Here is a 21,885-nt window from a genome sequence, read left to right on the forward strand (position 1 = left end):
CAAAATAAAAAAAACACAAATCGATTTGTGTTAACGAAAACGAATTTGTTACATTTCGTTTTGGTAAAGTATCACAAATCGTTTTGCGGTTTTTAGATAATGAAGCATTATCAGGGTTCACTTGTTCTTTCATTGTAGTTTGTGATCCGCCTGGGGCTCGAACCCAGGACCCCAACATTAAAAGTGTTGTGCTCTACCTGCTGAGCTAGCGAATCAAACCTTATTTGCTGTTAAGCGGGTGCAAAGATAGAGACTTTTGTCGAAAATACAAGTAAAATAAAAGAAAAAGTTAAATATAATCCTTCCTTTCTTCTTCTTTTTCTTGATTATCAGATGGTTTAATGCCGTGAATGTTTTCTCGATTGATGATGAAACGTTGATAGTAGGATAGCATGAGGGTGGTAAGAGGAAGCGCTATGATCATTCCTAACATTCCCATTAATGAACCCCAAATAGACAGAGAAAGCAATATGATGGCCGGGTTCAGACCGGTGATTCTGCCCATGACACGCGGCACGATGAAACCGTCCTGGATGGCTTGCACTACTGCAAGTACGATGATGGCTGAGGCTAGGATCAACCAGAAATTATTACCGGTGTCTGCGGCTTTTAATATGGCAAGTATGATGGTGGGAACAAACCCTATCACTTGCAGATAAGGAACCATGTTCAACATCCCTATAAAAAGGCCTAATCCAATGGCTAAAGGGAAGTCGATGATCAGAAAGCCGATACTGCAGAGAATGCCTACGCATAAAGCCACAAAGGCTTGTCCGCGGAAATATCTGTTCATGCCATTCTTAATATCATTCAGCACGCCGCCAACAATACCGCGATACTTATGTGGCACCAAATGTATCCAACCTTCGGAGATGCTTTCGTAATCCAGCAAAATGAAAACGATATATAATAGTATGATGAAGAAGGTAAATATGCTGAATAGTATGTTGAAGGTCTCGGATACTACTGCCCAAATGCTGGGAAGTGTTTCTTTGATGGTCTCTAAGGTGTGCTCCTGGTTGAACAGCCGGGTTATGAGCTGCATGTCTATGTTTTCTTGTAGAAACTCGGTGAGTGTTTGGGGGATATTTCCGTTCTGGGGGTTGTTGGAGAAATAAGTTATCAATAGATCTTTTACCCTTCCGAATTCTTCTATCATGGGAGGAATCAGAAGAAAGAAGGCTGTTGTTCCGATGGCTGTGAGGACAGATAGCGCACAGAATATGGAGATGACCCGGCTTCTCAGTTTGAGTTTATATTGAAAGAAAGTGACCAAAGGATAAATTAAATAAGCAATGACCCAAGCAATGAAGAAAGGTAATAACACTCCGCTCAAGCGTTTGAAGAGCATGAGCACACCGATGATGATGAGCCCGAGTATGACGCCGCGGATGAAACTGTCGAATGTGATCTTTTTACGCTCCATAAAGTTTTGCCTTTGATTTTGTTTATTCGTGGGATGCCAGCCGATCTGTCTGGATGGCTTTCAGGTAGCATTCACGACATAAGGGTTCGTATTCGGCCGTCTCGCCGAGCAATACTTGCTTGTCGTTTTTCACTGTGCGATGGGAGAAGGAGGCTAACTGTCCGCATTTTACACAGATGGCATGCACCTTGGACACTTCGTCGGCAATGGCGCACAATCCCGGCATCGGGCCGAACGGCACACCGCGAAAGTCCATGTCCAACCCGGCGACAATGACACGTATGCCGTTGTTGGCAAGCTGATTGCACACATCAATCAATCCGGCATCGAAAAATTGGGCTTCATCAATACCCACTACATCTATTTCTGACGTAAACAATAGGATGCTTGCCGATGAATCTATGGGAGTTGAGGAGATGGAATGGCTGTCGTGAGACACAACGTCGGCCTCGGAATAGCGGGTGTCTATGGCTGGTTTGAAAATCTCTACGCGCTGTTTGGCAAACTTGGCCCGTTTGAGGCGTCGTATCAATTCTTCTGTTTTGCCGGAGAACATCGACCCGCAAATGACTTCGATTCTTCCTCTGCGTTTGGTCTCTTGTATGTGATCTTCTGAGAATACTACCATGTTTTCAAGTGTTATTATTGAATTCTGTTTTGAACTTTCTGAATGTTTTTCTTCAGGAGGATAAAATATACTTAAATCCCTTTCTAAAGCACAAAAATAATACTTTTGTTTACTTCCTTATATTATTTCATTATTTATTTCTACATTTGCGGTGTTAACACGTACAGTGTAAGGGGTATGCAGACTTTATTGAATGATATAGAACTTGATGTTCAGGAACTGAAGTATTTGTTGCAGGCAGTTTCTGCTGAAAGAAATCCGGCATTGCGAATAGTGGCAAAACGGAACATCCGGCAGATGAAGACGCGCCTGGATGCATTGCAGCGGTTGTTGGACCGGAAGTCTGCCGAAGAAATGCCCGTTGTGGAAACACCAGTTGCGGCATTGCCCGATGCGGAACGGCCGGTTGCCGGGGATAAGGTTATCAATCAGGATGCTGCCCAGTCGCCTGTGGTGTTCTCTTCTTCTATTTTGGCAGAACGCATTAAGCCGTCCACAGATCTGCGGCATGCCATCAGCTTGAATGATTCGTTTCGTTTTGTACGCGAACTCTTTGGAGGGGATGCCGCAAAGATGAATGCGATTGTGGTGCGACTGAACGAAGCTTCTTCTTTGGATAAGGCCATAGCGATTTTCACTTCGGAAGTGCATCCGGATGAGGAGAATGAAGCGGCTGTTGACTTTATGGAGCTTCTCAAAAAATATTTCAGTTGAATACTTGATGATGGATATGGGAAAACTTTATGTAGTGCCTACGCCGGTCGGCAATTTGGAGGACATGACTTTTCGTGCTATCCGGATTTTGAAGGAGGCCGACTTGGTGCTTGCCGAGGATACGCGTACTTCCGGGATATTGCTGAAGCATTTTGAGATAAAGAATGCCATGCAGTCTCACCATAAGTTCAATGAGCATAAGACGGTTGAGCATGTGGTGGAAAGAATAAAGGGAGGGGCAACGGTGGCCTTGATTTCGGATGCCGGCACTCCGGGCATATCCGACCCGGGGTTCTTGGTCGTACGGGAATGCGTCCGCAACGGCATCGAAGTGCAATGCTTGCCGGGGGCAACAGCTTTTGTGCCGGCTTTGGTCGCTTCGGGATTGCCGAATGAGAAGTTCTGTTTTGAGGGCTTTCTCCCGCAAAAGAAAGGGCGTATGACGCGCTTGAAGACATTGGCGGAAGAGCATCGCACCATGGTCTTTTATGAATCGCCGTACAGGTTGGTGAAGACCTTGGCGCAGCTGGCCGAATATTTTGGTGCCGAACGCCCGGCATCCGTTTCGCGCGAAATCTCCAAGATACACGAAGAGACAGTGCGCGGCACTTTGAAGGAATTGATAGAACATTTCACCATTAATGAACCACGTGGCGAAATCGTGATAGTAGTAGCAGGAATAGACGATTAAATAACTTCATTAAACAAAACGTAAAACAAAGACGTATGAAAAAGTTGGTAGTTTTAATTGTATGCGGAGCTGTAATGGCTTCGTGCGGCAACCTTTCAGGAGGTGACAAAGATCGGTTGAAAGCAGAAAATGATTCTCTTTTGATGGAACTGACTCAGCGAAATGCCGAACTGGATGAGATGATGGGTACTTTTAATGATATTTCGGAGGGATTCCGTCAGATCAATGCGGCCGAAAGTCGCGTCGATTTGCAACGTGGGGCTGTGGCTGAAGGCTCTTTGGATGCCAGACAACAGATTGCTTCCGATATCGAGTTTATCCGTAAGCAGATGGAGGAAAACAAAGAGCAAATCGCCAAGTTGCAATCCATGCTTAAGAACAGTAAGAACAATTCTTCCCAACTGAAGAAAGCGGTTGAGTCGTTGACGCTGGAACTGGCTGCAAAGACCCAGCGTATCGAAGAACTGCAAGCAGAGTTGGCTTCCAAGAACATCCGTATCCAAGAACTGGATGCAGCCGTTACGGGACTGACTGCGGATAAAGAGGTGCTTTCTGCCGAGAATGAGGCAAAGGCGAAAACTGTTGCCGAACAGGACAAGGCACTCAACACCGGTTGGTTTGTGTTTGGCACCAAGAAAGAGTTGAAAGAACAGAACATTCTTAATAAGGGCGATGTGCTGAAGGAAGGCGATGCCAATAAGGACTACTTCACTCAGGTAGATATCCGTACAACAAAGGAAATCAAACTATATTCCAAGAGTGCAGAGGTACTGACTACTCATCCTACCGGAAGTTTTGCTTTGGATAAAGATGACAAAGGTCAGCTTATACTGAAGATAACGAACCCGAAAGAGTTCTGGAGCGTATCCAAGTACTTGGTCATTCAGGTAAAGTAACAGCTCCTTTGTGAAATAATTGATTGAACGCAGATTCTTGCAGATTCATCGAAGGGGGGCAGAGTCCTTCTGCGTGAATCCGCAAGAACCTGTTTTTTCGTCTATACTCTTTATAATGGCATATAGATATAAGAATCTTTTCTTTGATTTGGATGATACGCTGTGGGCATTCTCACAGAATGCGCACGATACTTTTGAGGAGATGTACCGGAAGTACGGATATGATTCCTTTTTTCGCGATTTCCATCATTTCTATACCCTTTATCAGCAGCGCAATGTAGAATTGTGGGAGGAATATGGCAATGGGCAGTTGACGAAGGATGAACTGAACCGCCAGCGTTTTCTTTATCCTTTGGAAGCGGTGGGGGCAGGAGATGCTGTTTTGGCACAAAGATTTGCAGACGACTTTTTCTCTGTTATCCCTACGAAGAAAGGGCTGATGCCCTATGCGCGCGAAGTGCTGGAGTATCTGTCGGCCAGATACAATCTGTACATCCTTTCTAATGGCTTTCAAGAACTTCAATGCCACAAGATGCGTTCGTCAGGGATTGATGGTTTCTTCAAGAAAGTGGTTCTTTCTGATGATATCGGTGTGTTGAAGCCGTGGCCTGAGATATTTCATTTCGCCTTGTCGGCCACGCAATCCGAGTTGAAGGACTCGTTGATGATAGGTGATAGTTGGGAAAATGATGTGGCCGGGGCCAAAGGAGTAGGCATGCATCAAGTGTTTTATAATGTGAATGGAAAAACGGAATTGCCTTTCCGTCCCACTTATGAGATTTTTAGTTTGAAAGATTTGATGCAGGTTTTGTAAAAGAGTGAGATTTAATTGTATTTTTGTCGCTTGTTAACATAAATGATATAGCCATGGAATCTATTTTACCTTTCGCTTTGCTCTGTTTTACCTCTTTTTTCACTTTGACAAATCCCCTTGGCACAATGCCGGTCTTCCTGACCATGACCCATGGCATGACGGACAAGGAGCGTCGTTCGGTGGTTTCGCGTGCCACATTGGTGGCTTTTGTCACTATTATGACCTTTACTTTCGCCGGCCAATTCCTTTTTAAGTTTTTTGGCATCTCTACCAATGGCTTTCGTATAGCGGGGGGTGTCATCATCTTTAAGATAGGCTTCGATATGTTACAGGCTCGTTATACGCCTATGAAGCTGAAAGACGAAGAGATAAAAACCTATGCCGATGACATTTCCATTACTCCGCTCGGCATTCCGATGCTTTGTGGTCCGGGTGCCATAGCCAATGCCATTGTGTTGATGCAGGATGCCTATACTTTTGAGATGAAAGGGGTTTTGATAGGTACTATCGCCTTGATTTACTTGCTCACCTTCTTTATATTGCGCGCTTCAACGCGCTTGGTGACGGTGTTGGGCGAAACGGGAAACAACGTGATGATGCGTCTGATGGGACTTATTCTGATGGTCATTGCTGTGGAATGTTTTGTCAGTGGAGCAAAACCTATATTGATGGAAATCTTGAAAAGTGCGGCGGGTAACTGATGCCATCTGTGGGAAATCAAGGAGACTGTGGCTTGTGAAACGTAAGCTCACATGTTAGTAAATGTAAGCCCACACTTCAGCAAGTCTGTCCCCACACTTCAGCAAGTCTGTCCCCACACTTAATGACTCGTAAGCTCACACTTCAGAGGAGGTATGCCCACACCTTAGGAGACATGCCCCCACACGTCAAAGAGCGAAACTCCGCACGTCATTGCGTGGTGGCTATACGAGACGGCTTTATGGGTTCGGGTATATTTCCTGAAAAAGCGGCCGTATTATTCCCCTTCGTAGTCGAAGTATTCAAATTCGGCGTATGCTTTGGATGAGGCAGTGGCAGAAACGGCATACATTCCCAGCATGATCCCGGTGAATCCTCCGGCTGTCTCCGTACTGATGTATTTGGCATCTATCTCTCCCAGCTGATGAAAGTTCTTTCCGTCGGTGGCATATTCAAACCGGTATCGGTCACTGCTTCCGTGGACGCGGAGCTGCACTTGTGTGGCTTTGGGAAGCGCAACTTCCCGTTCGATGTGCGTAAGGAGTCCCATGCGATAGCGCAGCACGACGGCTTGTGCACCTTCTGATGTCTGTTTCACGAAGAGATCGTAGTGGGCAGGTTCAAACATATATACCGTCAATCCGGCTTCATCTTGTGCTTCGGCTTTCTGCAGTGCCACGGAAGTGGTGGCGCGGAAGCCGATATGCTCTTGGCGGCGTCCCATGGAAGTGGGACTTCCCTTCTCATGATTCAGGCTGATAGAAGTGGCTTTCAGGCGTAGTTTACCTGAAACAAAGGAGTAGTTCTCCGGATGGTAATTGCGGATGTGTACCCATTCGTGTCCCATTCTTCCTTCTTTGAAGTCAGTGCGTACAGGCTTCTTCGCTAAGGGCTGTTGCGGCAGGGTGGGGACATCCATTTGCAAAGATATGGTGCCGTTGCCGTTCACCACCGGCCAGGCATTTTCGTTCCAGCGCACGGGGGCGAGGTAGGTTTCTCTCCCCGTCAGATGATGGCTACCCGTCTGCGGGCGAAAGGCTAGGCAAACCAGCCACCACGAGCCATCGGAAGCCTGCACAAGATCGGCATGTCCGGTGCCTTGAATAGGACTGTCCTGCGCATTCATATTGATGTGGGTCAGTATGGGATTGGAGGGATTGCCGTCATACGGACCTTCGATGTGCCTACTGCGGGCAATGGTCACTTTGTGCCCGTATTCCGTTCCGCCTTCGGCAATAAGCAGATAGTACCAGCCGTCTTTTTGGTAGATGTGCGGTGCTTCGGGATGCCGTCCGCCGGTGCCGTTCCAAATGCGGCGGCTTTCGCTGAGTTGCTCGCCGGTCTTAGGGTTGATTTCGCAAAGCCAGATGCCCTTGTCCGGATTGCTGACCATTTAGCATCGGTCTTCCTCGAAGTAGAGGGACGGGTCTATTCCCCCTTGCTTCAGCCGTACTGGCTCTGACCACGTTCCGCGCGGGTCGGTGGTGTGCACAAGGAAGTTGCCGCAGTCGGACACGTTGGTGGTAATCATATAGAACGTGCCGTTGTTGTAGCGGATGGTGGGAGCGTAGATGCCACCCCAAGCACTTGCGTCGTGTAGTGGTAGTTGCGAAGCGCGTGTCAGGCAGTGCCCTATCTGAGTCCAGTGCACCAGGTCTTTACTATGGTACAACGGCACACCGGGAAAATATTGGAAGCTGCTGTTCACTAAATAGAAGTCCTCGCCAACGCGGCAGACGCTTGGGTCGGGATGGAAGCCCGGGATGACCGGGTTTCGGTATCCCTCTGTGTTTTGTGCCAAACACGAGAGGCTTAGCACCATTCCTATGAGCATGAATGTCTTTCTCATAATCAGTTGAAGGTTTGTAAATGCAGTTATCACCTTGTCGGGCGACAGCCAAAGATAGATAAATCTTTTCGTCTTGCCAAATGTAGTGCTGCGGAGGAAACGGATGGTACTAAAAAAACAGGATCCAAGTATAAAACTTGAATCCTGAAATTTCCTGCCATGCAAGTCGTATGGAGATTCTCCTAATTTCTTAGTGCATGCATCCATGCATCCTGAAGAGATGCTTACTTCACTTCGATGCCTTTGTTCTGCAAGGTGACGTTCAGCACTTTGGCATAATCGGCATACTGCTTCTCGTTCAAAGTTCTCTTCATCAGTTTCAGGTTGCCGTATACTGCGTTGCGTAGCAATTTCTCCTGATTTTTCCGTGCGCTTGTTGCACGCTCCATTTGCTCTGTGAAGTACTCACATATATTAGCTACTTCCTCATGCTGATTTGCATCGAGCTTAAGATACTGGCTCAACTTGCTTACGTTGATGTTACCTTCCCATTTTGCAGTTGTAGGTTGGTTTCCTGCTGCAAATGTGCTGGCAGTCAGGCAGACTGCTGCCACTAATGTTAATCCTAAACGTTTCATAATACCTACTTTTTTTAATGTTAATCCTAAAAACTAATCTATCAAATCTAATACCTATTGAAAAACTTGTCTAAGCGCTTAGTTTTTCTTTTTACCTCTGCAAAGGTAAGAACATGTTTTATAACATAAAAAATTAGAGACAGAAAGTGTGCTTTATACTCTTATTTCTTGATTTAAGTCAATTGTAGAGGTGTGAAAAAGTTTCGATTTGCTTATTTATGCAGTTAGAATGTGATGTAACAATATGTAGCAGGTATTATTTTATTCTTTTAATCACATTTTTAGTAGATATCTGATTTCCTATAAACTCTTCGTTGACTTTTCAAAAGCTACATTCTGAATTCATCTTGACTTTGGGTTGCCCCGGGAGGGATTTCGTTGAAGTATAAGATGTGTTTCCGAAAGAGGAGTGCTTACTGTGAAAGTTAAGACAAACTCTTTAACGCCAGTTCAGAATAAACAGCCATTCTTCTATTTTGAAAAATCGTATTATTTGTATCTCTTGAAGGGTAATAAAAAAGGGGGAGGAAAATTCAGTCCTATATCGATGGTACATCAGTATAGGACTGATGCAGGATGAGTCGTATACTGAAGGCACCTCAGTCGTATACTTATCCTATCCCCTCTCAGAAGTACTTCCGGTAAGGGCGCTTCCGGGTCTTGGCTCATTAAGGAAAGCGAGTCTTTAAGGGTAATCATTATTACATATTAGTTTCTCTTTCAATCCAGTCAGCCAAATGTCTTATTAGAGACAGATGAGAACAGGAATTCATGCTTCCAAATTCGCCTAAAGGGTTCTCGGTCTTTTACCTCCCCCCATACCACCACACAGTTCGGTATAAAAATACAAAAACTTACTTTGTTTTAATTATCATCCTGAACTTGGTTTTTCATATAGGGTAGAGACAAATTTTATCTGCAAATGATAAGTTTGTCTTGTATTGATGAAATCCACATCTAAGTCTTATAGGTATAGAATACCTGCTTATATCCTTGTTATCTCGAACTCAGGTCTTTATTTATTTCTCTTAGAGGATATGGATGCTTCTGCAACTTCGAAGTCGGAGGTAGAGTTATTGTCGTCGACAAATTTATTTCCATCAAACCGTCTTACTAAGGCCTTTCCTGCGTGTTTATCAATCTTATCGTTCGCCGTTTCTTGCACACCCTTGTGTCCTTTGTCTACTTTTATATCTACCACTGACCATTTGAATTCTGTGTTGGGACAGATGGTCACTACATCTTCAACCCACTCATAAGGCATAATCATCAGGGTGGCTTCGTGACTGTGGTGTCCGTCAGTCTTGTAAGCAACATTTTTGTAGTACTTTCTCTTGGCAATGTCTTCTGCTTTCGTGTAACCAGATTCTTCTATAAAAGTTTTCTTGATATTTTCCGGTGTATCGCCCAATTTAATCAGGGCTATGACACTTTTGTTGGATACGTCAAAGTTGCTCATTTCATCTTTCTTCCATTCTCCTTGCGAATACCACAGAGCCATTTCACGCACATTGTTGTCCACACCACTGACTTCTTCTTTCGGTACCCACTGATAGTCGGCTTTACTTAAATCAATAAGTTGGTCCAATCTTTTGTAATTATCTAAATTCTCCTCATTGTCTTTTAAGTATTTTTCCCTGTCGGTTCTATGGTTAATCGCTTTCTTAGCGATGATAGCAGAGGCTCCTGCAGCTAATGGATGTTGAGTGCCGTTACCCCCGAAGAGGACGATGGTAGATACCCCGAAATGTGTTTTGATGAAGTTATATTCATCTTTGAGTTCTATTCTGTTACAGGGATCAAATGGATGTACGGCCAAAGCATAATTGTCTAAATAGATAGTCTTGGATGTGGGGTTATAGATCTTGATATACTTGTCTTCATCATACGCTTGCTCGTACTCTTTCCCATCATAAGTTCGGGTAAAATAAGTACCACCATAATACACTTCTTGTATCAGAAGGTGATTGATTTTAGTTTCAGATGTTTGTTCGTTTTCGTCACCATCTCTGCGGCAACTTGTAAATACGGATAAACCAATTACTGCGAGCAATAGCCCGTTTTTCAAAAAGCTTTTCATTGTCTTATTTATTTAATTAGTGAAAAATATTTGTTAATAATTAATTAGCTTTCTATAAAAACCATGCACCAAAGCCTCCGTTTCCATGGGTAGTTACATTGAGGATGGCATCATACGCTTCTTGTGGTGTCAATCCTATCTCTTTCCCTAAATGATAGTAATACGGCTCGTTGGGGTCGGAATTAGTTGGGTCGGTGTCATAGGTATTAGTATATACTTTGAGTGGTATATTGAAACGAATCATCTCTTTCCATTCGGATTGCGGATTAGGATCATAATATGGTGCGCATATATACTTGCTTGCCCCCAGAGGCCTGCCTCCACTGCCCAGAGGCATGGGGATGATTGTTTTCTTGCCTTTCTCGCATTTCATTACCCTGACGGCCAGATAGAAATAGGGCAACAGGTTACTGCTCCTGCTGTAGATGCTTCCATTCCCAAGTGGAACAGGCCAGCCGTCGTATATCGGATCTACTTCTTCGGCAATGTCGAACTTCATGTGTCCTTTCAGTCCCACCCAGTCTTGGTCGTATGGTGCCGTGGCGCCGTCGGTATGGAATCTTTGGAACGGCGGAAGCAGTTTCTGATTGAACAGCTCGCGTACACCGTCGGCCATGTCTTCAGTAGTCCATGTGTCACGATAGGTATATTCAAACAGCTTGGGCGTCGATAATCTTAATCGGTCAAAGCTGTTTTGTCTTTTAAAGTATTCCGATTCAATCATATCCGGCTTATCTTTCCCGCGATAGCGTACATCTTTTACCATGAACGGCTGTCCCTTGTCATCGACATCACTGATGGAAATAAATGTTTGATACTGATCTGAATGTTCCAAAATACGGTTGTTGATAGGTTTTCCATTGCGGTCATAAAAAAACAGACACAATCCCCATAGTTTGGTAGATCCGCCAATGATGCGGACATACTGCGGCCCCTTTTTCCCTGAGAGCTTTTCCAGATAAGTCACTGTACTCGCGGTGTCTACCTCTACTTCTATTCCTTTCGCGGTGTTGTGGATAATCACAAATTCCTCTTGCTTCCAAGGAGCCTTCTCATAGATGAAGTTACCATGAAATTTTCCTCCTCCGTGCGGATGCCCTTCTTTGAACATGACGAGACATGTAGCCCAATCCCGGAGTGCGCCATCTGGATCGGGATTGGCTAATCCCGATTCTGTGACGATGGGAGGTTTGTATAAGTCGGCAGCAGATTGCGGCATTTTTTTCCGTGTCAGGGCATTGTCTTCATAGTCCACCTTGACATTGCCGAATATAAATTTGTCACACGACGAGCATAATGCTGCAACGGTGAAAATCAGTAGGACTGTTTGAATTATTCTTTTCATTTTAGATTGTTTAGAATATCATTTGTTTACATGGTTATCTTAGGAATACGGTTGAAAAAACTTTCATCCCCCCAGAACATGGCTTGCATATCAGTCTTGTCTGCCTTGGGGTAGAAGTGGCGGATATCATCCATACACTTCTCCCGATCCCCATCGAGGTCGGCAATCACCCTGAAGGCGATGGGATAGTCGATATCGAAACTGTTCCAAGCTGTCTGAAGTGCATTATAGTTGTATACGCCGCCATTGACGTTGTTGTCGGTGTTGCCGTACTTTCCTAATTGGTTCTCGTTGGCGGGGATGGAGACCCTATTTAGAATATGGCATATGCAGACTCTCATTTGGAATGCAATATTGGATTCCTTGAAGCGGAGCATGCCTTTGAAGCCCAAAGCATCGTAGGGTGCTCCGTCGTCCAGCGATCTTTTTTCCCTGAGTCGTATCACCGTGTTGCCTGAACGAAGCCGGTTCATGTCGTCATAATCGGTTAAATCTTTTCCAAGTTCCTCCTCAACTGGGTCGGTATCACGATACTCATAGCTGAAAATATCAGGTACCTTCTCGTTCAGTCTGAAATTGTTGATGGTTTGATAGAGCCTAAACCTTTTGCCTGTAACAGGGTCATCGTATGGCTCGGTTGCTGCAGGCTTCATGGAATTTTCAACGGATTTCTCCGTCAACTCATCACTGTATCTCACCCCATTGACTTGATTGTTATCATCGAGCGCATAGATATTCGAAGGAGAAATTCTGGATGCTTCAATTCTTTTCCCGTTAACATCTTCGGCGAAAGCGTATTTGCTGTAATAAACGCTGTCTAAAGACATGGGATAAACCAACTGCCGGCCATTCAGGGAATAATTTTGAATGGTAAAGAAGTGCTGGTGCACCAGCAGGGTGGAGTTATCCTCGTCGTCGGAATAATAACCCGAGAACTGATGGTTGATTAGCATACCGTTGACATCATAGTACTTCAGTTCAAGGCCATAGTGATACTTTTCCGATTTGATGACATCAAAAGCCTTCCTGTCGGATGTAATCGTGATGTTCCCGTTTTCGTCTTTCGACAACGCTATCTCCTGAACAAGAGGGATAGGAGTTGGTTTACTGCCACTTTCAAATGCGATGTATGTATCGTCTCGGTTATCTAATTTATGATCGGACTTCCGGGCCAGTCTCAAGATAAGTTGTACCGAGTAAATCTGCTCATGTCCTTTTACATCCCGTTCTATTGATGATGGCGGGGCTTTGACTATCTTTTTCAGAAAATTATCCACACTCTCTTCAGAGCAACTACCCAGCAACAAGAGTACACAAAGTATGGGTATTATAGAATGGATATTATTATTTTTCATTTTGTTAGAATTTTATTATTGTCTTGAATATTACGTTTGAACCTCTTGCATGGGCATAATACCTGAATCGGTCAGTGTATTCTTTATACAGGGTATTGAGTATGTTGTCACCTATTATCATCAGTTTCAATTCTCTCTGTCCGGGCAGTCTCATGCTCCATTCTGCTGTTCCGTTGAGCAAAGCATAGGCAGGTGGGGAGTCGGGTACCAAATCTTTATCCGGATCGAAGTGCGTTTGTTTGGTTACGTAGACACCCGATAGCGATACGGATGCATTGTGTTTCCCTTCACGGCCGATTTTCCAATTATAGGTGCCCGACATGCCATAGCGGTCGGAAGGCATGAAAGGCAGCCATTCGTCTTGCGTGAGATTACGGGCATAGATCCATTCGCCCTTGGCCGTGATGGTGAGGCCGGCAATCGGAGTGACCGTTGCCGTAATGTCGCCTCCTGTCAACATCACATCATCTTGTCCGAAAATAAACTTCGGATATTTGCCACTGGGATGGTTATGGAATCGGTTCAACCCTTTCCCAATGGCGTCATAGATGTAGTTGTGTACACGCTGATAAAAGAAGCTCGGTTCTATGGAATACCATTCCGTGTGGTATCTCGTGCCGAATACAGCCTTGTATCCATGCTCGCTGGTCAGCTTTCGGTTACCCACCACCCAATGGGTGCCGTGATGCAACCCTGTGGCATAGAGTTCATTGATATCGGGCGGACGCCACGACCATCCGACGTTGGCACGTGCATCCCATCGGTCGGAGAGCTGATAGTGGGCGGCTAGGCTGGCTGTGAAGTTGCTGTATACTTTGAAATCCTTGTAGTATTTGTAACTCTTCAGACTGGTATACCCGTCCACATCCATCGCTCTGAAATCGTAGCGCATGCCGAGGGAGCACTGAAGTCGTCCGATTTTTGCTTGTTGCAGCAAGAATCCTCCCATGGTAAGGGCCGCATAGTTGGGAATAAAAGCTGGCTGTTTAGTACCCGGATAATTGTAGTTGGACTGATAGCTGCCCGAGAGTCCGGACTCAGTCGTCATGTCCCACCGTTTCCACTTGGCATTCCACAACAGGTCTGTTTTGTAAGTAGTGAGGATAAGATCCTGCACAGGTATCCAACTGTACTTGTCTTGTTTCCGGTTTTCGAATTCCCATCTCAGGTTATCTTGATAAGAGAGGATGAGCGATAGCTTGTGATTCTTGTTGATCTCCCATTTGATGTCACCCTTCAAGGTGAAGTGTTGTGCTTGTTGGAAAGGCGGCTTAATATCGTAGGAGAATGGCTTGAACGAACTGTTATCTGGTCTTCCTGCCGCAAAACGTGCCAGCAACTGGTCGATGTCGGATATTCTGCTAGCATAATAGATGCCGCTTCGTGAGTAGTAAAGGCTTGTGTACAGCGTTGCTGTGATGTTTCTGTTCTGATAACCGGCCAAAGCCGACATGCTGATATTGTTGAATCCTGTATTGTTCAGGATATATTCGGCAGTCGAGTAGTCGCCTGCTTTCTGATACATGCCATGCAGCCGCAGCCCCACGTGTTTATATCCCATCTCCACCGTGGCCGTTCCGTTATATCCGCGGGCATTGCTATCGTAGCCCATGTTGACGGTTCCTCCGGCTTTGAGGCGTCGATGCCCATAGGGAAGGGCGGCCTGATTGAGCAGCACCACACCTCCCATTGCTCCATAACCGTAGCGTATGGACTCGGCTCCTTTCACCACCTCTATCATGTTGGCGCCACTGTAATCTATTTCCGGTGCATGATCTTCGCCCCAACTCTGGCTCTCCAAGCGTACACCGTCGTTCAGAAGAAGGATGCGGCTGCTGTGCATGCCTTGAATGACGGGTTTGGCAATGGTGTTTCCGGTGCTGATGGAGCTTACACCCGGTACGGTTTCCAGCAGTTTTGCTAAAGAGGCAGAGCCTACCTTTTCGAGTGCGTCCTGCCGTATGGTGGCTGTTTGCTGCAACACCGAGGTGTGCTTGCGCTGGGCAACGACCGTAACTTCCGAGATTTGCTTTATATCTTCGCGCAGAAACAGGTCTATGGTTTTTGATACATCCGCTCTGACAGTTATCTCCAATGGTGCGAAGCCCACATAGCTGACCCTCACCTTGATGCTTTTGAGCCGTGTTTTAAACCGGATGACGCAGCGGCCGTCAACCGCCGTCACCCGTGGTTCCATCGCTTCATCGCAATAGACCACGGCTCCCGCAATCGGCTCGCGGCTATCCTCTTGCATCACCCTGAATGTTTGTCTCATTTCCGTTTCTTCCTCCACTGCCGGCGTATGAGGCAAAAGCCCGGCGCAAACATTACAGGGAGCGGAGGACAACATGAGCATGATAAACAGTACTTTAGATACTGCAAAAAAAAGATTCTTCTTCATATAGACAGATTATAGAAAAAAGATGTGAGTTTTGGAATTGGTTCGGACTTGGACGGCATATGCGCTCTCCTGCCACCTTCTCCCACAGATGTTTCCGTTTTTGCAGGAGGTGATGGCAGATTCTTCCCTTTCTCTGTTATTCGCGAAGACAATGTCCCGAACCCGCATTCCGGCTTTTCCCATTCTCGGCCATCACGCAGTTTGGCATGTTCTTCTCTGAAAGAGAAAACGGCAAAAGGAAGAGGAACGGAAAAGAGAAAGCGGAACGGAAGAGAAAGATTGCTTCCAAACCAACGATACAGACGCGACTCTGAAAAAGAATCGCCTCAGAAAAAATATTTCTATATCAAAACGAGAAAGGAGGAGCCCGGAGGCTGATGGTTTTATTAGAATTGCGACACTTGATGTGTTCCGTCGAAAGAACACTCAGCACACACAACAGGACGAAAAGTACCGGTGCGGTCGCATAAGAAACGGTAAACGAAGGAGAGAAGAAAGAGGAAAGAAAGAAAATGGTCTCCACCTCGGCTTCGGAGTGTTCATGTTCTCCTTTGAAGGGGTGAGAGTGTGAAATAATCACGCCATTCACCACATGTGAGTGGGTGAACAGCGTAATGCCTCCCAAATAAGCAATGAACAGCAGAGGGAGGAACCACTTCATTATAGTCCTAAGTTTCTTCAATGTCTCTGAATAAATTCGGGTTGCGAAGGTAAGCATATTTACAATAAAAAGCAAGCAAATGCGCATGTTTATGCAATGGCATACTGTTAAATACCTATTTATTGTTATTTGTGAAGCGTGGATGTAGGCAGTGCATATCTGTTCCGAAAGTCGATGGCGTCAAGCTTTCACCGGATGTGGAAAGATAATGCCATTTTCTAAAACAGATGAGGGGCTGCATCCTATCGGGCGGATATTTCCTGAATGCACCGGTACGTAGCGGTCAGGCAGAAAAGAAGAGAGCCTTTTACGCCGAATGCCCTCCCCTTGTTTGACAGCTGCAAGCCTTTGTCGTGACAGACGCAAGTGTTCAAGCCGACAGACACAAGTGTTTGAGCCGTCAGACGCAAGTATCTGACAGGGCAGGGGTAAACGCTTGATAAACAGTGGGATTTGGTTTAAAAAAAACAAGCCGCCGGATGAGGTCATCGACCTGCTTCTTGTCCCGGGCTCAGGTAATGTCTTCCTCGGTGTGGAAAGCATCGTTCCTCGGTGTCGGAGAAATCGCAGGATTTGGTGAGGATGATAATCCTTTACAAAAGGGACGCCTTTACCCATATAACGGCCGGACGGAAGCGTGTCGGGCGAAATGGGAACTGCCTTTAAACAAACATCAGGTCGCTGATGATGCCGTCGGAGATAAAGATACCTGTATGGCTGAGGCGCAGGTGTTGGTTTTTCGTTTTCAGTTTGCCGCTTCTTATGTAAGGTTCGGCAGTGTTTATGCAATGCTGCCATAGTTCGGTGCCGAACCTCTGCTTCACCTCTTCTAAAGATACTCCCCACATGGTGCGCAAAGAGGTCATGATGTATTCGTTATAACGGGTGGGCTTGTCCAGATACTCGGTTTCGCAGGTGTGCTGTCCGGTCTCCATGGAGCGGATGTAGCGGCTTAGTGAGGCAATGTTCCACTCTCGCGTGTCAATGTCGAACGAGTGTGCCGAGGGGCCGCAGCCCAAGTAAGGAATGCCTTTCCAGTAGGAAGTGTTGTGGCGCGAATACATGCCGGGTTTGCAGAAGTTGGATATCTCGTAATGTTCGTATCCGGCCGCGCCGAGCTTGTCGGTCAGCATGGCGAAGAAGCGTGTGCTGCTCTCCTCGTCCACCTCGTGGATGCGGCGGGCTTTCAGCATTTGATAGATGCGGGTGTTCTTCTCATACGTCAGGTGGTAGGCGGAGATGTGCTCTGCGTCGAGGCTGACGGCTTGTTGCAGGTCGTGTTCCCATCGGCTGTCCGTTTCGCCCGGCAGGCCATAGATAAGGTCGATGCTGATGTTTCCGAAACCGGCTTCCCGGCAATGCGCTATGGCTCTTACGGCCTGCCGGGCATCGTGCCGGCGATTCAGCAGTTTCAGCGTGGCATCGTCAAAAGTCTGTATGCCTATGCTGATGCGGTTGAAAGGAAGGCTGTGCAGCATGGCCGCATACTTTTCCGTCAGGTCGTCAGGATTGGCTTCGAGCGTTATCTCGTGGGTGGATTCCAGTCCGTAGACGGATTCGATGGTTTCGAATATCTGCCTGAAGTCCTCTTCGGCCAGTTGCGAGGGAGTGCCACCTCCAAGGTAGACGGTCTCCACCGGCTCTCCTTTCAGATAGTCTTTGCGCAGCCGCAGTTCTTGGCAAAGGGCACGGACGTATTGCGATTTTAATTCCGAACGGGTAGTGGAGTAGAAATCGCAATAGATGCAACGCGTTTCGCAAAAAGGAACATGAATGTAGATACCTGCCATGATGCTGATGAAAATTTTGTTGCAAAAATAAGTTTTTGAGGGGAGAATGTGATGCTTCGGGCAGGGGTTTGACTGAATTTTTACCCTTTTTGAAATAATTATGCATGTATAAACCGATGGGAAGAGTGTAAATTTGCAACATGGAAAAACGACTTAAACAGATATCATGAAAACAATGAAATGCCTGTGGCTGCTCTTGGCGGCAGTCCTGTTGCTGCCTGCGCACGACGTGGCAGCCAAAAATAAGAAAGAAAAAGAAGTGACCGACCGTGAGCTTTGGTGCGGTGTGCTCTATCGGATGGCCGCTCCCGTGTTGTCCGGCATGAGCGAAGGAAAGCTTCAGGAACGCATGCTGGTGGAGCTCAGCCCCACTTGGGATGGACGGGACAAGCGTGTGACCTACATGGAATGCTTCGGCCGCCTGATGGCAGGTCTGGCTCCCTGGCTCTCCTTGCCTGACGACGATACTGCCGAAGGCAAGCAACGCAAGCAGCTGCGTGAGTGGGCTTTGAAAAGCTACGTGCAGGCCGTAGACCCCGAAAGCGGGGATTACTTGCTGTGGCGCAAGGAAGGCCAGCCCTTGGTGGATGCTGCTTACGTGGCCGAAAGCTTTCTGCGCGGTTATGAGTCCCTGTGGTTGCCGCTGGACGGTCTGACGAAACAGCGTTACATCGAAGAGTTCACCCGGCTGCGCCGTGTAGACCCTCCCTACACCAACTGGCTGTTGTTCTCCTCCACCGTGGAGTGCTTCCTGCGCAAGGCAGGGGCTAAGAGTGACACCTATCGCATTGTTTCCGCCCTTCGCAAGGTGGAAGAGTGGTATGTGGGCGACGGTTGGTATTCCGACGGGCCGGGCTTTGCTTTCGATTATTATAACAGCTATGTGCTGCATCCCATGTATGTGGAGTGCCTTGAGGTCTTCACCGATAGCGGTAAGAACCGGGTGTGGAATGCCTCCGACTGTAACTTCCAGCGTGCGCAGAAGCGCATGCAGCGTTTTGGTCTTATTCTGGAGCGCTTCATCTCTCCCGAAGGAGCGTTCCCGGTGTTCGGACGTTCCATCACCTATCGTACGGGCATCCTTCAGCCACTTGCTTTGCTGGCATGGCGCGGCTGGCTGCCCCAAGAGTTGCCCGGCGGACAGGTGCGTGCTGCCATGACTGCCGTTATCAAACGCATGTTTGCCGACGACCGCAATTTCAACGAACAGGGATTCCTCACATTGGGCTTCAATGGCTCGCAACCCAACATCTCGGATTGGTACACGAATAACGGCAGCTTGTATATGGCCTCGCTGGCTTTCTTGCCGCTGGGATTGCCTGCCGACCATCCTTTCTGGACAGATGCTTCCCTTCCGTGGACTTCGAAAAAGGCATGGGGAGGAGAAGATTTCCCCAAAGACCATGCTTTCTATGAGAAATAAGGCGAAAAGATGGTTGCGGCTGTTCGTTCCGGTCGTGCTTGGGATTGGCAGCAGTTGGGGCACATTGTCCGCTCAAAGCGTGGGCATCGGCTTTCAGCCCGAAGTGCGTTTGGTGGAAGTGGGGAAAGGTTATAGCCGGACTTCCGTCAATACCACCATATTTCGCAACAACTCCGTGGTGACGCATGGTGATGAACAATACATCGGATATTATGATGGCGACGGCTTCCTGACGCTGGGCAAGCGGACGGCAGGTTCGGAACAATGGACGCTGCACCGCACGCAGTATAAAGGAAATGTGGAAGATGCCCATAATGTTGTCAGCATCATGCTGGATGGCGACGGTTATCTCCATGTGGCTTTCGACCATCACGGGCATCCGTTGAACTATTGTCGCAGTCTGGCTCCTTATTCGCTGGAACTGGGCGAGAAAAAGCCGATGACGGGCATCGACGAGCACAACGTGACCTATCCTGAGTTTTATTTGCTTCCCGGAGGAAACCTGTTGTTTGCCTACCGTTCCGGTTCGTCCGGTAGGGGCAATCTGGTGCTGAACGGTTATGATGTGAAAAACCGGAAGTGGCATCGCATACAAGACGTCTTGATAGACGGCGAGGAGCAGCGGAGTGCCTACTGGCAGATGTATGTCGACGAACGGGGAACCATCCACTTGTCGTGGGTGTGGAGGGAAACGTGGCATGTGGAAACGAACCACGATTTGTGCTATGCCCGCTCGTTTGACAACGGTGTCACGTGGTATAAGTCGGACGGTGAAAAGTATGAACTTCCCATCCGTGCGGCAAACGCCGAATACGTCTGTCGCATCCCGCAGGAATCGGAGTTGATCAACCAGACCGGTATGAGTGCGGATGCCGGGGGCAATCCCTACATAGCCTCCTATTGGAGGGATGCGGATAGTGACGTTCCTCAATATCGCGTGGTGTGGCACGACGGGCAGAAGTGGAATATCCGTCAAGTCTCCTCTCGTCGCACTCCTTTCTCATTGAAAGGGGGAGGAACAAAGATGATTCCGGTTTCCCGTCCGCGCATTGTGGTGGATAAAGGTGAGGTTTTCTACCTCTTCCGTGATGTGGAGCGGGGTAGCCGTGTGTCTGTGGCGCATACCGAAGATGTTGTGACGGGTAGATGGAACATCTGCGACTTGACCGGTTTCTCGGTAGATGCTTGGGAACCTTCGCACGACACGGAGCTGTGGAAGCAGAAACGCCTGTTGCATCTGTTCGTCCAGAAAACAATGCAGGGAGACGGAGAACAGGCGGTAGAGATTGCCGCCCAGCCCATATATGTGTTGGAGGTATTGAAATGATGAAGTTTTCTCCACGCATCTCTGGTGTGTAGAGTGTTGAATAGTTTGTTATTGATAAAAGAAGATGAAGAAAATATTTTTTATGCTACCGGTTTTTGCCTTTTGTTTGGCAAACACTTCGTGCACGGCGAACGAGCCGAAAGCCGATGAAGTTCTCGGCATCATAGACAAAGTGAATGCTTATTGGCAGAAGTCGCATCCCGCGCATGGCCGTTCCTTTTGGGATAATGCGGCCTACCATACCGGAAATATGGAGGCATACTTCCTGACTGGCAATTCCGGATATTACGAGTATTCCAGAGCGTGGGCCGAGCACAATGGATGGAAGGGAGCCAAGTCCGATAATAAGGCCGAATGGAAATACGGCTATGGCGAGAGCGACGAATACGTGCTCTTCGGCGATTATCAGGTCTGCTTTCAAGTATACGCCGACTTGTATTCCGTTCAACCGGATTCAGCCAAGATAGCCCGTGCGCGTGAAGTGATGGAGTATCAGATGAGCACGGCTGAAAACGATTACTGGTGGTGGGCCGATGGTCTTTATATGGTGATGCCCGTCATGACCAAGATGTATCGGATTACCAAAAATCCGCTCTACTTGGATAAACTGCATGAATATTGGGCGTATGCCAACGACATTATGTACGATGAAGAGACCGGGCTTTACTATCGCGATGCCAAGTATGTCTATCCCAAACATAAAAGCGTGAATGGTAAGAAAGATTTTTGGGCACGTGGCGACGGCTGGGTGCTGGCAGCACTGGCAAAGGTACTGAAAGATCTTCCTGAAACAGCCCCGTATCGGCAGGAATATGCCGACCGTTTCCGGGCGATGGCCGAGGCTGTGGCTGCCTGCCAACAGCCGCAGGGCTACTGGACACGTAGCATGCTCGACCCCGAACATGCTCCCGGTCCGGAGACCAGCGGAACGGCTTTCTTCACCTATGGTTTGTTGTGGGGCATGAACAACGGACTTTTGGACGAGGACACCTACCGATCCGTGGTGATGAAAGCATGGAACTATCTTATCACCGTGGCTTTGCAGCCCGATGGACGTGTGGGGTATGTGCAGCCGATCGGTGAAAAAGCCATTCCGGGGCAAGTGGTGGATGCCAATTCCACGGCTAACTTCGGTGTGGGAGCCTTTTTGCTGGCTGCCTGTGAGATGGTGCGTTTCCTGAATCGCTGATTGGATGAGCCTCAGAAGC

Annotated in this window: 17 protein-coding genes, 1 tRNA gene and 1 pseudogene; 8 read left to right on the plus strand and 11 right to left on the minus strand. The window is 47.3% G+C overall.

What is annotated here, in order from left to right; all coding sequences use genetic code 11:
- Positions 1 to 142 precede the first annotated feature (142 nt).
- The 3 genes from EV202_RS04510 to EV202_RS04520 form a co-directional block, all read right to left on the minus strand.
- Positions 143 to 215, minus strand: a tRNA-Lys gene (locus EV202_RS04510).
- 74 nt (positions 216 to 289) lie between these two features.
- The gene (locus EV202_RS04515; protein ID WP_131925756.1) at positions 290 to 1,426 is read right to left on the minus strand and encodes an AI-2E family transporter; all 1,137 of its coding nucleotides are present in this window, start codon (positions 1,424 to 1,426) and stop codon (positions 290 to 292) included.
- A 22-nt stretch (positions 1,427 to 1,448) separates the two neighbouring features.
- Positions 1,449 to 2,054, minus strand: coding sequence for a thymidine kinase (locus EV202_RS04520; RefSeq protein ID WP_125239569.1), 606 nt, complete (start codon positions 2,052 to 2,054; stop codon positions 1,449 to 1,451).
- A 177-nt stretch (positions 2,055 to 2,231) separates the two neighbouring features.
- Between EV202_RS04520 and EV202_RS04525 the strand changes: the two genes are divergently transcribed.
- The 5 genes from EV202_RS04525 to EV202_RS04545 all read left to right on the plus strand — a co-directional run bounded on the left by EV202_RS04525 (position 2,232) and on the right by EV202_RS04545 (position 5,870).
- A complete protein-coding gene (locus EV202_RS04525; protein WP_131925758.1) occupies positions 2,232 to 2,768 on the plus strand; it encodes a hypothetical protein in 537 nt (178 codons plus the stop codon).
- Between the two features lie 16 nt (positions 2,769 to 2,784).
- Positions 2,785 to 3,459: a 16S rRNA (cytidine(1402)-2'-O)-methyltransferase gene (rsmI, locus tag EV202_RS04530; RefSeq protein WP_131925760.1), complete on the plus strand. Its 675-nt coding sequence runs from the start codon at positions 2,785 to 2,787 to the stop codon at positions 3,457 to 3,459.
- A 35-nt stretch (positions 3,460 to 3,494) separates the two neighbouring features.
- Positions 3,495 to 4,355, plus strand: a complete 861-nt coding sequence (locus tag EV202_RS04535; protein ID WP_131925762.1) for a Cbp1 family collagen-binding glycoprotein adhesin — start codon at positions 3,495 to 3,497, stop codon at positions 4,353 to 4,355.
- Positions 4,356 to 4,470: 115 nt separating this feature from the next.
- Positions 4,471 to 5,169: a YjjG family noncanonical pyrimidine nucleotidase gene (locus tag EV202_RS04540; RefSeq protein WP_106070578.1), complete on the plus strand. Its 699-nt coding sequence runs from the start codon at positions 4,471 to 4,473 to the stop codon at positions 5,167 to 5,169.
- Positions 5,170 to 5,222: 53 nt separating this feature from the next.
- A complete protein-coding gene (locus tag EV202_RS04545; protein WP_106069917.1) occupies positions 5,223 to 5,870 on the plus strand; it encodes a MarC family protein in 648 nt (215 codons plus the stop codon).
- A 275-nt stretch (positions 5,871 to 6,145) separates the two neighbouring features.
- Here EV202_RS04545 and EV202_RS04550 read toward each other — a convergent pair.
- The 8 genes and pseudogenes from EV202_RS04550 to hemW form a co-directional block, all read right to left on the minus strand.
- Positions 6,146 to 7,717 (minus strand): annotated as a pseudogene (locus tag EV202_RS04550) (glycoside hydrolase family 43 protein).
- A 224-nt stretch (positions 7,718 to 7,941) separates the two neighbouring features.
- The gene (locus tag EV202_RS04555) at positions 7,942 to 8,295 is read right to left on the minus strand and encodes a hypothetical protein (protein ID WP_131925764.1); all 354 of its coding nucleotides are present in this window, start codon (positions 8,293 to 8,295) and stop codon (positions 7,942 to 7,944) included.
- 1,015 nt (positions 8,296 to 9,310) lie between these two features.
- Positions 9,311 to 10,375, minus strand: a complete 1,065-nt coding sequence (locus EV202_RS04560) for a DUF4876 domain-containing protein (protein WP_106069919.1) — start codon at positions 10,373 to 10,375, stop codon at positions 9,311 to 9,313.
- A 52-nt stretch (positions 10,376 to 10,427) separates the two neighbouring features.
- The gene (locus tag EV202_RS04565; protein ID WP_106040934.1) at positions 10,428 to 11,720 is read right to left on the minus strand and encodes a hypothetical protein; all 1,293 of its coding nucleotides are present in this window, start codon (positions 11,718 to 11,720) and stop codon (positions 10,428 to 10,430) included.
- A gap of 26 nt (positions 11,721 to 11,746) precedes the next feature.
- The gene (locus tag EV202_RS04570) at positions 11,747 to 13,075 is read right to left on the minus strand and encodes a hypothetical protein (RefSeq protein ID WP_106069920.1); all 1,329 of its coding nucleotides are present in this window, start codon (positions 13,073 to 13,075) and stop codon (positions 11,747 to 11,749) included.
- Positions 13,076 to 13,079: 4 nt separating this feature from the next.
- Positions 13,080 to 15,476 carry a TonB-dependent receptor gene (locus EV202_RS04575; protein ID WP_394364507.1) on the minus strand — a complete coding sequence of 799 codons (2,397 nt, stop codon included), beginning with the start codon at positions 15,474 to 15,476 and terminating at the stop codon, positions 13,080 to 13,082.
- Positions 15,477 to 15,822: 346 nt separating this feature from the next.
- The gene (locus EV202_RS04580) at positions 15,823 to 16,137 is read right to left on the minus strand and encodes a hypothetical protein (RefSeq protein WP_234831699.1); all 315 of its coding nucleotides are present in this window, start codon (positions 16,135 to 16,137) and stop codon (positions 15,823 to 15,825) included.
- Positions 16,138 to 16,799: 662 nt separating this feature from the next.
- Positions 16,800 to 17,927 (minus strand): radical SAM family heme chaperone HemW, encoded by a 1,128-nt coding sequence (gene hemW, locus EV202_RS04585; RefSeq protein WP_131925766.1) that lies wholly within the window; start codon positions 17,925 to 17,927, stop codon positions 16,800 to 16,802.
- 166 nt (positions 17,928 to 18,093) lie between these two features.
- Here hemW and EV202_RS04590 point away from each other — a divergent pair, with 166 nt between their 5' ends.
- The 3 genes from EV202_RS04590 (at position 18,094) to EV202_RS04600 (ending at position 21,866) form a co-directional block, all read left to right on the plus strand.
- Complete coding sequence (locus EV202_RS04590) at positions 18,094 to 19,350, plus strand: DUF2264 domain-containing protein (protein WP_106069923.1); 1,257 nt, start codon at positions 18,094 to 18,096, stop codon at positions 19,348 to 19,350.
- A complete protein-coding gene (locus EV202_RS04595) occupies positions 19,340 to 20,677 on the plus strand; it encodes an alpha-l-rhamnosidase (protein ID WP_131925768.1) in 1,338 nt (445 codons plus the stop codon). Before EV202_RS04590 ends, EV202_RS04595 begins: the two co-directional genes overlap by 11 nt.
- 64 nt (positions 20,678 to 20,741) lie before the next feature.
- Positions 20,742 to 21,866, plus strand: a complete 1,125-nt coding sequence (locus EV202_RS04600) for a glycoside hydrolase family 88/105 protein (RefSeq protein ID WP_131925770.1) — start codon at positions 20,742 to 20,744, stop codon at positions 21,864 to 21,866.
- The last annotated feature ends 19 nt before the right edge of the window (positions 21,867 to 21,885 follow it).

It is taken from the genome of Prevotella heparinolytica (assembly GCF_004342845.1).
Classification (GTDB): domain Bacteria; phylum Bacteroidota; class Bacteroidia; order Bacteroidales; family Bacteroidaceae; genus Bacteroides; species Bacteroides heparinolyticus.

Excerpts from the sequence above, each read along its gene's own strand:
- EV202_RS04515 (WP_131925756.1), bottom strand. The coding sequence starts at position 1,426 with ATGGAGCGTAAAAAGATCACATTCGACAGTTTCATCCGCGGCGTCATA.
- EV202_RS04520 (WP_125239569.1), bottom strand. The coding sequence starts at position 2,054 with ATGGTAGTATTCTCAGAAGATCACATACAAGAGACCAAACGCAGAGGA.
- EV202_RS04525 (WP_131925758.1), top strand. The coding sequence starts at position 2,232 with ATGCAGACTTTATTGAATGATATAGAACTTGATGTTCAGGAACTGAAG.
- rsmI (WP_131925760.1), top strand. The coding sequence starts at position 2,785 with ATGGGAAAACTTTATGTAGTGCCTACGCCGGTCGGCAATTTGGAGGAC.
- EV202_RS04535 (WP_131925762.1), top strand. The coding sequence starts at position 3,495 with ATGAAAAAGTTGGTAGTTTTAATTGTATGCGGAGCTGTAATGGCTTCG.
- EV202_RS04540 (WP_106070578.1), top strand. The coding sequence starts at position 4,471 with ATGGCATATAGATATAAGAATCTTTTCTTTGATTTGGATGATACGCTG.
- EV202_RS04545 (WP_106069917.1), top strand. The coding sequence starts at position 5,223 with ATGGAATCTATTTTACCTTTCGCTTTGCTCTGTTTTACCTCTTTTTTC.
- EV202_RS04555 (WP_131925764.1), bottom strand. The coding sequence starts at position 8,295 with ATGAAACGTTTAGGATTAACATTAGTGGCAGCAGTCTGCCTGACTGCC.
- EV202_RS04560 (WP_106069919.1), bottom strand. The coding sequence starts at position 10,375 with ATGAAAAGCTTTTTGAAAAACGGGCTATTGCTCGCAGTAATTGGTTTA.
- EV202_RS04565 (WP_106040934.1), bottom strand. The coding sequence starts at position 11,720 with ATGAAAAGAATAATTCAAACAGTCCTACTGATTTTCACCGTTGCAGCA.
- EV202_RS04570 (WP_106069920.1), bottom strand. The coding sequence starts at position 13,075 with ATGAAAAATAATAATATCCATTCTATAATACCCATACTTTGTGTACTC.
- EV202_RS04575 (WP_394364507.1), bottom strand. The coding sequence starts at position 15,476 with ATGAAGAAGAATCTTTTTTTTGCAGTATCTAAAGTACTGTTTATCATG.
- EV202_RS04580 (WP_234831699.1), bottom strand. The coding sequence starts at position 16,137 with ATGAAGTGGTTCCTCCCTCTGCTGTTCATTGCTTATTTGGGAGGCATT.
- hemW (WP_131925766.1), bottom strand. The coding sequence starts at position 17,927 with ATGGCAGGTATCTACATTCATGTTCCTTTTTGCGAAACGCGTTGCATC.
- EV202_RS04590 (WP_106069923.1), top strand. The coding sequence starts at position 18,094 with ATGAAAACAATGAAATGCCTGTGGCTGCTCTTGGCGGCAGTCCTGTTG.
- EV202_RS04595 (WP_131925768.1), top strand. The coding sequence starts at position 19,340 with ATGAGAAATAAGGCGAAAAGATGGTTGCGGCTGTTCGTTCCGGTCGTG.
- EV202_RS04600 (WP_131925770.1), top strand. The coding sequence starts at position 20,742 with ATGAAGAAAATATTTTTTATGCTACCGGTTTTTGCCTTTTGTTTGGCA.